The organism is Amycolatopsis nigrescens CSC17Ta-90 (assembly GCF_000384315.1).
GTDB lineage: Bacteria > Actinomycetota > Actinomycetes > Mycobacteriales > Pseudonocardiaceae > Amycolatopsis > Amycolatopsis nigrescens.
The window spans coordinates 7,704,627-7,717,590 of record NZ_ARVW01000001.1 but is presented as its reverse complement, the minus strand read 5'-3'; the positions used below and the strand labels follow the sequence as shown (position 1 = coordinate 7,717,590).

6 protein-coding genes are annotated in these 12,964 nt (G+C 71.1%); 1 reads left to right on the top strand and 5 read right to left on the bottom strand.

Annotated elements, in window-relative coordinates; all coding sequences use genetic code 11:
• Nucleotides 1-40: 40 nt before the first annotated feature.
• Nucleotides 41-898 carry a 3-hydroxybutyryl-CoA dehydrogenase gene (locus AMYNI_RS0136545; RefSeq protein ID WP_020673078.1) on the bottom strand — a complete coding sequence of 286 codons (858 nt, stop codon included), beginning with the start codon at nt 896-898 and terminating at the stop codon, nt 41-43.
• Nucleotides 895-2,226: a crotonyl-CoA carboxylase/reductase gene (gene ccrA / locus AMYNI_RS0136540; RefSeq protein ID WP_020673077.1), complete on the bottom strand. Its 1,332-nt coding sequence runs from the start codon at nt 2,224-2,226 to the stop codon at nt 895-897. The genes AMYNI_RS0136545 and ccrA overlap by 4 nt, the downstream gene beginning before the upstream one ends.
• A 268-nt stretch (nt 2,227-2,494) precedes the next feature.
• Here ccrA and AMYNI_RS47585 point away from each other — a divergent pair, with 268 nt between their 5' ends.
• Nucleotides 2,495-3,814, top strand: a complete 1,320-nt coding sequence (locus tag AMYNI_RS47585; RefSeq protein WP_020673076.1) for a helix-turn-helix transcriptional regulator — start codon at nt 2,495-2,497, stop codon at nt 3,812-3,814.
• On the opposite strand, the gene AMYNI_RS0136530 is transcribed toward AMYNI_RS47585, so the two are convergent.
• The 3 genes from AMYNI_RS0136530 to AMYNI_RS46205 are packed head-to-tail and all read right to left on the bottom strand — an operon-like array spanning nt 3,807 to nt 12,948.
• Complete coding sequence (locus AMYNI_RS0136530) at nt 3,807-5,354, bottom strand: PfaD family polyunsaturated fatty acid/polyketide biosynthesis protein (protein WP_020673075.1); 1,548 nt, start codon at nt 5,352-5,354, stop codon at nt 3,807-3,809. The two genes, AMYNI_RS47585 and AMYNI_RS0136530, sit on opposite strands and share 8 nt — an antisense overlap.
• Nucleotides 5,348-7,186, bottom strand: a complete 1,839-nt coding sequence (locus AMYNI_RS50350; RefSeq protein WP_020673074.1) for a hotdog family protein — start codon at nt 7,184-7,186, stop codon at nt 5,348-5,350. Before AMYNI_RS50350 ends, AMYNI_RS0136530 begins: the two co-directional genes overlap by 7 nt.
• Complete coding sequence (locus AMYNI_RS46205) at nt 7,183-12,948, bottom strand: type I polyketide synthase (protein ID WP_211225535.1); 5,766 nt, start codon at nt 12,946-12,948, stop codon at nt 7,183-7,185. The genes AMYNI_RS50350 and AMYNI_RS46205 overlap by 4 nt, the downstream gene beginning before the upstream one ends.
• Nucleotides 12,949-12,964: the final 16 nt, after the last annotated feature.

The window sequence follows — 12,964 nt, the reverse complement described above, 5'->3', positions numbered from 1 at the left end:
CGGTTCCAGTGGTCTCCAGTGATCTCCAGTTGTCCTAGCGTCACCCGGGGTAGAAGCCGGCGCCGGACTTGTGCCCCAGCAGCCCGGCGTCCACCATCCGTCTGAGCATCGTCGGCGGCGAGTAGCTGATCTCGCGGAACTCCTGGTACAGCGATTCGGCGACGGACGCCACGACGTCGAGCCCGATGAGGTCGATCAGCTTGAGCGGCCCCATCGGATGCGAGCAGCCCAGCTCCATGGCCTTGTCGATCTCGTCCTTGGTCGCCACCCCGGCTTCGAGCATCCGGACCGCCGACAGCAGGTACGGCACGAGCAACGCGTTGACGATGAACCCGGCCCGGTCCGGCGCCCGGACGACCTGCTTGCCGAGTACGCCGGTCAGGAAATCCGACATCCGCTGGTAGGTCTGCTCACCGGTCAGGAGTGAGCCGACCAACTCGACCAGTGGCATCACCGGCGCCGGGTTGAAGAAGTGCACCCCAACCACGTCGCCGGGCCGAGTGGTGGCCTTGGCCAGCCGGACGATGGGGATCGAAGACGTGGTCGACGCGAGGATCGCGGCCGGGTCCCGCACGATCCGGTCGAGCTCGGCGAACAGCCCGACCTTGACCGGCTCGTCCTCGGTGACCGCCTCGATGACCAGCTGCCGGTCGGACAGCTGCCCGAGGTCGGTGGTCAGCACGATCCGGTCGAGCAGCTTGTCCCGGTCGTCCCGGCCGATCTTGCCGGTCAGCACCGCGCGGTCGAGCGAGTTCGCCAGCCGGCGCCGGCCGCGAGCCGCGGACTGGTCGGTCGACACCGCGACGCTGACGTCCAGGCCGGCTCGTGCGCAGGTCTCGGTGATACCGGAACCCATCAGCCCGCATCCGATCACGCCGACCCGCTGCAGCTGGTTCATCCGACTCTCATCATCCGTAGTGACTCTTCGCCGATGCGGGCGCGCAGCTCCGGATCGGTGATCCCGAGCCCCTCTTCGGGGGCGAGGCACAACACCCCGACCTTCCCCACGTGGCTGTTGGTCTGCACCAGCCGCACGGCCTCCCCTACCTCCTGCAGGGGGTAGGTCCTGGACAACATCGGGTTGACCCGCCCCATGCTGATCAGCCGGTTGGTCTCCCACTGCTCCTGCAGGTTCGCACCGTGGCTGCCGATGATCCGCTTGAGGTTCATCCACAGATAGCGGTTGTCGTACTGGTGGTGGAAGCCGGTGCTGGAGCCGCAGGTGACCACCAGCCCACCGCGGCGGGCGAGGTAGACAGAAGTCGCGAAGGTGGCCTTTCCGACGTAGTCGAAGACGACGTGCGGGTCCTCCCCCAGCTCCTTCCGGATGACCGAGCCCAGCCGCTTCGCCACCCGCACGGTCTCGCCCGGATCGTCCGAAGTGGACTCGTTGAAGCCGAGCTCTGCGCGGTTGATCACCACGTCGCAGCCCATCTTGCGCGACAGCTCGGCCTTTTCCTCGGAGCCGACGACACCGACCGCGATGCCACCGCCGTTGCGCACGAACTGGACCGCGTATCCGCCGAGGCCGCCGGTCGCGCCCCAGATCAGCGCGATGTCGCCCTGCTTGATCCGCGCCCCGGCCGGGCTGACCAGCATCCGGTAGGCGGTCCCGGCGCACAGCGGGTTGCACGCGGCCTCCTCCCAGCTCAGGTGCCGTGGTTTGCCGATCAGCTGGCTCGCCCTGGCCACCGCGTAGTGCGCCAGGCCGCCGAAGTTGGTCTCGAAGCCCCAGGCCAGCATGCGGCTGCTCAGCATCCCGTCGGCATGCGTCGCCGGCTCCTGGTCGTCCACGAGCACCGGGCTCACCACCACGTGATCCCCCACCGACCAGCCGCGTACCCCGCTGCCCCGGCGCACGATCACCCCGGAGGCGTCGGACCCGACCACCTGGTACGGCTGGTCGTGCCTGGACTCCCAGCGACCCTGTTTCGCGTACTTGCTCAGGAACTTGAAGGTCGGGATCGGCTCGAACAGCGCCGACCACACGGTGTTGTAGTTGATCGCGCCGGCCATGACCGCCACCAGCACCTCGTCGGGAGCCAGCTCGGGCATCGGCACCCGGCCGACGTGCAGCGACTTGCGGACGTCCTTTTCGGCGCTGTCCCGGAACAGGTCCACGTCCTGCGCCCGAAGGTGCGCGGCCAGGTATTCGGCGGGAACCGGCTTGCCCTCCAGTTCATCCGGCCCGGCGCCGCTCAGTACCGACTCGGTGAGGCTGTCCACAATCGCGTCTCCCTCCGGCGAGTTCCGGCCTGCATCCCAGGTTCCTAGCCTCGGGGTGGTGGTGGCAGGGGACGAATTCCGCCGGCGGGAATCGGGTTCTTGGTGCGCCAGAACGACGAGATCGTGCGCGAAACGTACAGTGCGCTCCCCGCGGCGGCGACTAGCGTCGAACGGAGGTGAAGATCGAATAGGGAGGTCATCGATCATGAGAGTCGACGTCAACCAACCGATCTCTCTCGTTATTCGATCCGCGAGGCACGCGAGGAAGATGAGCCAGTACTCGTTGGCCAGAGAACTGGTGACCGCGTCGGGGCGGCCCACCATCACCCGGGATCTGGTCGCCCGGTGGGAACGCGGCCACCAGATTCCCCGCTCCGGGACCCGCCGATGGCTCTCGGTGGTCCTTCAGGTGCCGCAGGAACAGCTCGACCTCGCGGCGGTGGCGGCCCGGCGGCGCACCCGGCTCGGCCACGCCATCGTCACCACCAACGCGCCCGCGCAGCCGGGACACGCCCGGCGGGCACAGGGCACCCCTCCGCTGCTCCCGGTGTTCCGTTCCAGGGTGCAGGCCGGCATCCTCGCCGCGACCCTGCTCAACCCGGACCGGTCGTTCAGCCTGACGGAGCTGGCCGAGTACGCGGGAAGCTCGCTGGCGTCGGTCGACAAGGAGAACAAGCTGCTCGAAGACGCCGGAATCCTGACCAGCCGGCGCGAAGGCACCATCCGGCTGATCCGCGCGAACAACCGGACGAGCTCCATGGTCGGGCCGCTCACCGAGCTCATCCGGCTGACCTACGGCGTTCCCCAGGTCATCGCCGAGGAGTTCGGCTGCGTTCCGCATGTCGCCCGGATCATGCTGGGCGGGGTCTGGGCCGACCGGTTCGCCGGCATTCCCGGGCCGGAGCCCGACAGCTTCCAGCTGCTCGTGGTGGTGCCACCGGACAAGCCCCTCGACCGCCAGGCCCTCGGCACCGCGGTGGCGCGGACCGAGGAGCGGCTCAGGCGTCCGGTGCACCTCTCCGTGGTACCGCTCGGGCAGAACCTGGACACCCGCCAGATCCCGCACCAGCGACCCGGTCATCCCGTGGTGGAGGTCGTCGCCGTCCGGCCCCGCTCCGCACAGGAGTCGGCGGGGGTCGCCCTGGAAGGCCAGGAGGAGATCAAACGGCTGCTGCGCACCGGGCAGCTGGAGATGGCCGGCGGTCCCTCGGCCAACGGCAGGCCGTTCCTGCGACTGGCGGCCGACCACATCGACTCGGCCGAGCCGCTGACCGAGACGTCCCCGAAGTCGGCCTTCGTGCTGCTGACCCGTGCCGCGCAGCTGATCGGCTCGGCGCTGCTCGCCCAGCAGGGCCTGCGGCCGTCGGCCGGCGCGGCCGAGCACATCGTGGGCACGGCCGTCACGGCGCAGTTCGGGCACCAGTTCTCCCAGATCGAGCTGCTCCGCCAGCGGTCAAGGGAGCTGGACACCCCGACCAGCAGCGACAGCCACGCCATGCCGGTCGAGGCCACGACCTACCTGGGTACCGCACGATCGCTGCTCGCCACCGCGACCGAGCAGATCGACAAGGTGAGCCTGTTCAGCTGATCCCCTGGCGCGTAGGTACGTAGGTCGTGCAGCCGGCCGGAACCCGCACCCCGGCGAGGCGGAGCTGAGCTACCCGGCCGGCGAAGGCCGCGCCGCGCATCAGCTGCGCGGCCAGGTCCGCGACCCGCCGGTTCGCCGGCTCGGCCAGGTGGGTTCCCTCGACCCAGCCGTTGAAGGCACCCATCGCCGGGCCGCACCAGATCTGGTAGTCCAGCGCGCGTTCCTCGTCCCCTGCGATGCTCCAGGCCGAGGAAAGCCCCAGGTACCAACGGAAGACCAGTGCCATCCGGCGCCTGGGGTCGCCGGCGGCCCGCTCGGTCTGCGCCGGGTCGCGCTCGGCGAAGTAGCGCACGCACTCGGTCCAGACCTCCTCCAGCGGCCGTTGGAAGATCTGCCGTTCCAGCTCACCGCGTTCGGCGGCGGGCAGCGATTCGATCCCGTCGTAGTTCCGGTATGCCTCGTAGAGTCGTTTCGCCCGCCCGGCGAACATCGTGCCGCGCTTGAGCACCTGCACATTGACGCCCATTTCGAACATGTCCGCCGAGGGTGCCATGCCGCAGTCCGCCACCCCGGCCCGCGCCAGCAGGCGCTTCGCCGCCTCGGACTGATCCGCTTCGACCGAGGCCTGGTTGATCGAACCGGTGACCACATAGGCCGCGCCGAGGGTGAACGCGGCCGCGGCCGCGGCGGGGGTGCCGATCCCACCCGCGGCGCCGATCCGGATCCTGCTGCCGGAACCCTGGACGCGGTCCCGGAGCGCGAGCAGCTCGGGCAGCAGCACGACCAGCGGGCGGCCGTCGGTGTGACCGCCGGAGTCCGCCTCCGCCGTGATGTCGTCGGCCATCGGCACCCGGTGCGCGAGCTCGGCCTGCCGCGCGTCGATGTCGCCGGACTCCACCAGTGCGCGCACCAACTGCGGCGGCGCGGGACGCAGGAAGTGCTCGGCCACCTCAGCACGCGACACCTTCGCGATCACCTTGTTCCGCGGCCGGCCGTCCGGGGCCAGCCCGGCGAGGCGGTAGCGCACCAGTTGCGGGGTGAGGTCCAGGAACGCCGACGCCTCCACACAGCGAACTTCGTGCTTCAGGCACGCGTCCACAATGGCCCGTTCCAGTGCCGGTTCGCTGGGACTGTGGATCAGGTTGCAGGCAAAGGGTTTCCCGGCCAGTCCGTGGCGGATGGCCGCCAGCGCTTCGTCGATCTTCGCCGGCGCGAGCCCGGCGGCACCGAACGAAGCCAGGTAACCGGCACTGGCCAATGCGACCACCATCCGCGCCGAAGCGATCCCGTTGGCCATCGACCCGGCCTGGTAGGCACCGGACACCCCGTGCTCCCGGCGGAAGTCCGGGTCGCCAAGCGACTCCGGGCGCAGCGGAGGCACCGCGGCCAGCACACTCGCGCGGCGAGCCGCCCGCTCGTCGGTGGTCACCGCGATGCCGTGGTCGTCGCGCACCACGAACAGCGGCCGCTCCAGGCGCGCCAGCTCCCGGTAGATCGAAACCTCGTCGCGGGCCAAGGTCTGGATGGTCGGCGTTACCACGGCGGCGCTCCCCTTTCGCGAAGTTCCACGGCGACATCGGTCAGTTCGTAGATCCGCAGGCCCGGCTTCCACAGCGAGGCGTCCGCGACGACCCGGATCCGGCCGTGACCGCAGCGAAGCTCCTTCAGGTGTACTTCGAGCAGGCATTCGCCGTCCGTGGGCAGGAACTGGCCCCGGAGCTTCCAGCCGAACGGCAGCCCGGCCGGCAACACGAACCCGGGTTCGCGCAGCCCGGCGGCTTCGCCCGAGTCGATCAGCCACTCCTGCATCGCCTGCACCACCGACTCGACGCCGAACGAACCCGGGATCACCGGGTCCAACGGGAAATGCCGGCTGAAGAACCAGTCGTCCGGATCGATCCGGCGCACCGAGTGCAGGTATCCCTTGCCGTACTCGCCACCGCCGTCGGCGATGTCCACCTGATCGAGCAAGGCGAGCCTGCCGCGTGCGCACAACGCCGCACCGTCCCGCCGGCGGTCTCGCAGATCGATCCGGCGCAGTGCGGGCCGATGCCGGTCGAGCCAGCTGCGCACCGGCTTGCCGGAGTCCAGACCCGTCTGCTTGGCGAGGACTTCTTCGCTGAAGTACCCGAACATCGTCTCGCCCCGGTAGAACGGCGCACCATCGGCGGAGAGCGTGTAGGCCACGCTCTGCAGGGACGAACCCGGCAGGACCGTGCTGGACAACAGCTCCGACCGCTGCCGGATCGTCTTGTCCCGCAGGTCGATCTCCCGCAGCACGGTCGCGGTCCCGCCGAGGTTCCGCGCGAGCGGCACCGGACCGGAGGCGGGCGGCACCGGGCCGAAGTAGTAGCCGGTGAACAGCGCCGCCTGAAGCGACATCTCCAGGTAGCCGAAGTTCGGCATGGAGTCGTTGGCGGTGTCGGCGTAGTACCAGGAGTCCGCGGGCGAGTCGTATTCCGTTTCGCAGACCGCGCCACCGGGTTTCCCGCGCTGCCCCCGGACTTCGGTCACGCGATCGACGAAGAGCAGGTCACCGGCCGGCAGCCGGGGCGCCTTACCGCCGTCGTGCGGTGCGTACTCGGGACCGAGCGCGACGCTCTGCTCGCCCCGCGAGAGCTGGGCCAGGTGGAACTCGCCGAGCAGAGCGCCCTTGCGGGCCAGCCACTTCGGAATGGTCCCGCCGCGGGACGGGCCGATCGGCGTTCCCGGCTTCTCCCGCACCTCGACGGTCAACTCGACCGTCCGATCTGCTGTGTTCTCCGCACGCATCCGGAGCCATGGCCGGGGCACCAGATCCGCGGCCACCAGCCGCAGGGTCAGCCCACCTTCCGCGGTGCCTTCGACCCGGCCGCCCGTCCGGACGAAGACCGCGTCCGCGAAGCACAGCTGCAGGCCGAGGAACAGCGCGAACAGCTGCGCGGCCTGAGTGGCCACCTCGTCCAGGTCAGCTCGGCCGCAGGTGGCGGTGAGACCGCGCCCGTGCAGCTCCGCCGAGGTGAGCAGCACCGGTTTCCCGGCGCCGAGCCGGAGGTCCGGGTTCGCGCCTTCCTGGTCGTACGCGGGCCCGAAGACGCCCGCGACGTTCCCCGCCGCCAGTCTCGCGAGTTGCCGGCGGTCCAGCCGGGTGACCTTCGTGCGTGCCAGCGGCTTGAACGCGTCTTCCCCGGCCGTGGCCGCGGACGACCTGGGAAGCGTGCGCAGCTGCAGCCGCTCCTGGGCGCGGAGCGCGCTCAGATGCGCGTCGATGGTGGTCATGCGCAGCTCCCGGGCGATCTCCGCGGCACCCGCCGGGACCGGCCGCCGGATAGGCTCGGCCGCCGACCAGGCCAGTGCGTCGAACGGCTCACCGAAGAACTCGAGCGAGGTCATCCGGACGCACCACGTTCCGGAGCGGGCGCCGCGGTCACCGCGGTGAGCCGCTGGAGGACCCGCCCCGCGCCGTCGTTGGCGGTCACGTTCACCGTCACGCTGTCCGCACCCGCCGCCACCTTCTCCAGCACCAGCAGGAACGGCTGGTCGTCGGGGAGCCGCGCGAAGAACTCCGCGCGACCGATCTCGCGCGGCACACCGACCAGGTCCTCGTGCAGCAGCGACGTTTTCTGAAACAGCAGGTCGGCGAGCACCGGGTGGTACAGCCGCCCACCGAAGGCGCCGCCGGCCACCGACTGTTCGGACAACCGGCATTCGACGACGAGGTCGCCTTCGCCCCGGTCGCCCGGCGCCCGGGGTGGACCGGGCGCGAGCACGAAAGTCCCCGTGTAGTGGGTGGTGGGCAGCCCGCGGTGCGAGGTCGAACGCACCGCGGCGGTGACCACGATCCGCTCCCCTTCGCAGCTTCCGGCCCGCGCCTCGACCCGAGGTTCGCCCGGCGGGTCACCGTCGAACACGGTGCCGTCGCGCACCTGGTAATCGCGGACCTCCACCACCTGAAGCCCGGAATGGGCTCGCTCCAGCACATTGACCAGCCAGCCGAGGCCGAAGGCGACCTGCGCCGGTCCGAACGGATCACCGGCCAGCGGCGCCAGACTCCGGTAGGCGGTGAACGCGGGACGCGGTGGACGGCGAAGCTCGCTGAGCGCGATGTCCGCGCCGACGAGCACACAGGTCTCGGCGGCGCGTTCGGCGGTGAACTGCTCCGCGAAGGCCCGCGCCCCGGCAGCCGGCTCCAGCAGCGGTACGCCACGAGCGGTGAGCAGCTCACCGAGTTCCGGCGCCACCATCCCGCCGTGCCATGCGCTCCAGTCGACCGCCGTGACGTGCATCCCGGGATGGCCGGCCCGCCAGCTCGCGGCCACCCGGCACAGCGCCTCATTCGCCGCGGCGTAGGCCGCCTGTGCGGCGTTGCCGAGCAGTCCCACCACGGAGGTGAAGAACACCAGGTGCCGCAGTGGCGCGTCCTTCAGCACGGCGAGCACGGTCCGCGCCCCGGCCAGCTTCACCGCGAACACGCGATCGCACTGCTCGGCCGTGACATCCGGCAGCATCGCGTCGGCGAGCACCCCGGCGCCGTGCACGAACCCGGTGACCCGATCCCGGCGGTCACCGAGCGCGGCCCGCACGGCGTCGGAGTCCGTGACGTCCGCGGCGTGGTAGCTGGCCCGCGTCCCGAGCGCGGCCATGGTGGCCCGGATTTCCCGCTGGGCCACGATGTTCCGGCATTCGCGTTCGACCTCGCGCGGTGCCGGACGCTCCAGTGCGACCATGGCGGCGCGCCTGAGGTCGTGGTCGGCGACTCCGCGTGCCCACTCCGGCTCGTCGGTGAGCTCGGTCCGCCCGAGCAGGATGAACTCCGCCGAACTGCGCTCGGCCAGCTCGCGCACGCACAGCGCCGTGACGCCACGGGCGCCGCCACTGACCACCAGCAGCTCGTCGGTGTCGAGCCCGGTGCCGTCGAAGGCCGCCGCCGGGTCGACCTGGGAGATCTCCTTGGCCCCGGCGTGACGACTCGGCACCACCGTGCATCGACGGCCGTCCGCGGCCACCCCGACCTCCAGGGTGTCGGTCGCCGCGTCGTACAGCTCGGCCAGCAGTGCGTCGGCGGACTCCCGGGACGGCAGCGCCGGATCGAGGTCGATCGCACGGCAGAACAACGCGGGCTCTTCGATCGCCAGCGTCTTGACGATCCCGCCGACCCCGCCGAGCAGCGCCTCACCCGCCGTCCGCCGGCCCCGCCAGCCCAGCTCGCCGTCGAGCCGGGTCACCGTCACGAAGGCCGCGCGGGTGCCGGTCACCGCGGTGAGCGGGCCGATCGCCTGACCGGCGGTCATGATCGTCTCGGTCAGGCTGCTGATGGCCGCCCAGTCTGCGTTCTCTGTGTTGTCTGCGTTCTCTGCGTTCTCTGTGTTCTCCGCCAGTAGCACCAGGCACAGGTCCACCGGATCGCCGTCGAAGGTGCGCCGGACCGTCCAGCCGCGGTATTCCAGCGCCCCGGCGATCCCCAGCTCGTCCGTACCGAGCACCACCGCGACCGGGTCGGCGCGGTAGGGCTCCGCCAGCAGGTCCATCGGCGCGAGTTCGGTCAGCTCGACCCGGTGCCGGGATGCCTTCGCCCCGGCGTCAAGCGCTTTTGGGTCCGCATCACCCCTGCCATCGAGGTAGCCGACGATCTGGTCCAGGGTGCGCAGCTCCCCCAGCAGGTCGGGCCCCACCCTCGGCAGGCCAGGGAGTCTCTGCTGCACCGCCGCGAGCACCTGCACCCGCCTGATCGAGTCGACGCCGAGATCGGCTTCCAGGTCCATGCCCGGATCGAGCATCTCCACCGGATAACCGGTCCGCTCCGCCACCACCTCCAGCAAGACCGACCGGACATCACCGGCCGGAGCAGCCGCGACCGGCGGCGGGGCAGGCGGCGGGGCAGCGACAACCGGCGCCGCGGGTGCCGGGTCCACGGGGGCCGAGTTCACCGGCGGCGGGGCGGGCAGCACGGGCTCCGGCACCGCGGCGGGTGCGGGTGCCCAGGTGTCGACCGGCTCTGGCAACGGCACTTCCGCCGCCGGCTCGGGGACCGTCGCGCCGAGTTCGATTCCGGCCAGCGCGGCCAGGATCTCGTTCGCCTTGGTATGCGCCTTGCCGATCGCGACGCTCTGGTCCTTGACCGCGACCACCGCCTCGGCCAGTGCCGAGTCCACGGTGCCCTGCCCGATCGCCGCGACGAGCTGCTCGGCAACGCGAAGCTGACCCTGCAGATATTCGGTGTGCACGGCCAGATGTTGCTGCAACACGCTGTCCGGCTTCGGTTTCGGTTTCGCCGGGGCGGGGGCGGGAGCCTGCGCCGCGGGAGGCTCGGGTTTGGCCATGCGATGCCCTCCGTTCAGAGCTTCCTGGTAGCTGTTGCGGCGTTCTTCGGGCACGTACTCGGGGGCGGACAGGGTGACGGTGTGGCCCCGCGCCTGCGGAACTTCGGGTTCGGCGGACTGGAAGCGGTTGATCCGCGCGATCGGCGCGCCGAGCACGGCGAGCCGTAGCGCCGCCTGCTTCAGCGCCGCGTCGCTGTCGCCGTGCGGGCCGCTGTCGGTGGGAATGACCACAGCGGTGTCGCCGAGGGTGCGCCGGGCTACCGAGGTCAGCACCTGCTTGGGCCCGAACTCGACGAACACCGTGCAGCCGGCCTCCCGCATCGTCCGCAGCGCCGCCACGAACTCGACCGGTTGGCGCAGCTGGGCCAGCAGCACGCGGCGGTTGGCCTCGGTGTCAGCGCCGTAGCTCGCGCCCGGCGAGTTGGTGTGCACGGGTGCACCCGGCGCTCCGATGTGGACGGACTCCACGGCCGGCCGGAACGCCTCGACGGCATGGCCGACGTAGTGGGTGTGGAACGCGGCGGCGACGGGCAGCCGGCGCGCGGCGACCCCACGTCCGACGCAGACCTGGATCACCGTTTCCACCGCGGCCGTGCCGCCCCCGACGACGACCTGGTCCGGTGCGTTGTGGTTGCAGATCTCCACGTCACCGATGCCGGCCAGGATCTCTTCGACCTGCTCGCGGCTGGCGTTGACCGCCACCATCGCGCCGGGGTCGGCCTCCGTGCTGACCGGCATCATCGCCTGGCCACGCGCTCGGGCCAGCCGGAAGAAGTCGGCATCGGACACCGAGCCCGCCGCCCACAGCGCGGTGACCTCACCGAAGCTGTGCCCGAGGTAGCCGGCGCAGCGCAAGCCGAGGCCGCGCAGGAACCGGAACTGCCCCGCCGCCAGCGCGCCGATCGCCGGCTGCGCGTACTCGGTGCCGCGCAGCAGGTCTTTCTGCGCCTGGCGCTGCGCGGCGTCGAACACCGGCGGCGGGAACATCACCTGCGCCAGCCGGGGACCGGCGTCGTCGAAGAACGCGTTCGCCTCGTCCAGGGTGTCCGCGATGGTGGGCGTGTTGAGCACGGCCTTCAGCCCCATGTCGAGGTACTGGCTGCCCTGCCCGGCGAACAGCGCCCCGACCTTGAGCTCCGGCAGCCCCGCCCGGCGGAAGAACACACCTCGCGGGTGGCTCCACTCGGCGGCATCCGCCCGGGCCGCGAGCTGCGAGGCCGCCAGCTTCCGCAGCTCCGCCTCGTCGTCCGTGGCCACGAAGCCGATCCGCGCGTGGTCGGCGGGAATCACCTCGGCGTCGGTCGGCGCGGCGCCCGAGCGCAGCAGGTCGAGCAGCGCCGCGGTGTCCGGCGCGTGCCACAGGTGGGCGCGCGGGGTGCGGTGCAGGATCGGCCCGTGGTCGTGCTCCTCGAGCACGATGTGGAAGTTCGTCCCGCCGAACCCCATCGCCGAGGCCGCCGCCCGCCGCCGGGGCCGGTGCGGGTCGCGGACCCAGGGCCGGGTGCGGATGTTGAGGTAGAACGGGCTGTCCGCGAAATCGACCGCCTGGCTGGGACGCTCGACGTTGATCGTCGGCGGCAGCACCCGGTGGTACAGGCTGAGCGCAAGTTTCAGCACGCTCGCCGCACCCGCCGCACCCCTGGTGTGGCCGATCTGCGACTTGACGCTGCCGAGTGCGGCGCCGTGCCGTGCACCGGCCGAATCCCGGAGCAGTTCGCCGAGTGCGGTCAGCTCGGTGCGGTCACCGACCGCGGTACCGGTCGCGTGTGCCTCGAAGAGCTCCACCGTGGCGGCCGAGCAGTCCGCGTCCGCGTAGGCGCGCTCCAGCGCGAGGCGCTGGCCCTGCGCGTGCGGCGCGTAGATGCTCTTCGCCCGGCCGTCGCTGGAGGAGCCGATGCCTCGGATGACCGCGTAGATCCTGTTGCCGTCCCGTTCGGCGTCGGCGAGCCGCCGCAGCGCGAGCATGCCGATGCCCTCGCCAAGCAGCGTCCCGTCGGCGGCGTCGTCGAACGGGCTGATCCGGTCGCGCCGGGACAGCGCACCCACCTTGCTGAAGCAGAGGTAGGTGAAAATGGTGGTCTCGGTGTCCACCCCGCCGGTGATCATGGTGTCCGCCCTGCCGTCGACCAGCTCGGCGATCGCGGTGCGCATCGCGGAAAGCGAGGCCGCGCAGGCGGCGTCCACCGTGCAGTTCAGGCCGCCGAGGCCGAGCCGGTTGGCCACCCGGCCCGCGACCACGTTGGCGAGCAAGCCGGGATAGGAATTCTCCTCCCATGGCGCGAACGAGCTGACGTACTTGTCCGCGATGGCGTCGGCGTCCTGCTCGGACAGCCCGCAGCTGCGGACGACCTCCTTGAGCACCGGAGTGGACAGCCGCGCGGCGAGCGGGTGCATCAGCGGCACCGGCCCGGTGACGCCCAGCACCACGCCGGTGCGCCGGGGGTCGTACCAGTCGCCATCGGCGCCGCAGTCCCGGAGCAGGTCACGCGCCACCCCGAGGCTCAGGGTTTGCATCGTGCTGGTGACCTCGAGCTGGTTGGGCGGCAGGCCGAACTCCAGCGGGTCGAACTCGACGTCCGGGATGAACGCGCCGCGCCGCGAGTAGGTCTTGTCCGCCGCACCGGGATCGGGGTCGTAGTGGTCGTCGATCTTCCACCGGGACGCGGGCACCTCCTCGGTGCAGTCCACCGCGTCGACGATGTTCTGCCAGTACTCCCGGTGGTCGCGCGCCTTCGGGAACAGGCCGGACAGGCCCACGATCGCGATCGGGTCCTCGGCAAGCCGCCGGTCCGATCGTTCGAGCTGCTCGCCCACGATCTCCCTCCCTGTGTCCACTTCAGCGATTCTGTGA

Bases quoted from the DNA above. Each gene is read 5' to 3' on its own strand.
- AMYNI_RS0136545 (WP_020673078.1), bottom strand. From the start codon at position 898: ATGAACCAGCTGCAGCGGGTCGGCGTGATCGGATGCGGGCTGATGGGT.
- AMYNI_RS47585 (WP_020673076.1), top strand. From the start codon at position 2,495: ATGAGCCAGTACTCGTTGGCCAGAGAACTGGTGACCGCGTCGGGGCGG.
- AMYNI_RS50350 (WP_020673074.1), bottom strand. From the start codon at position 7,186: ATGACCTCGCTCGAGTTCTTCGGTGAGCCGTTCGACGCACTGGCCTGG.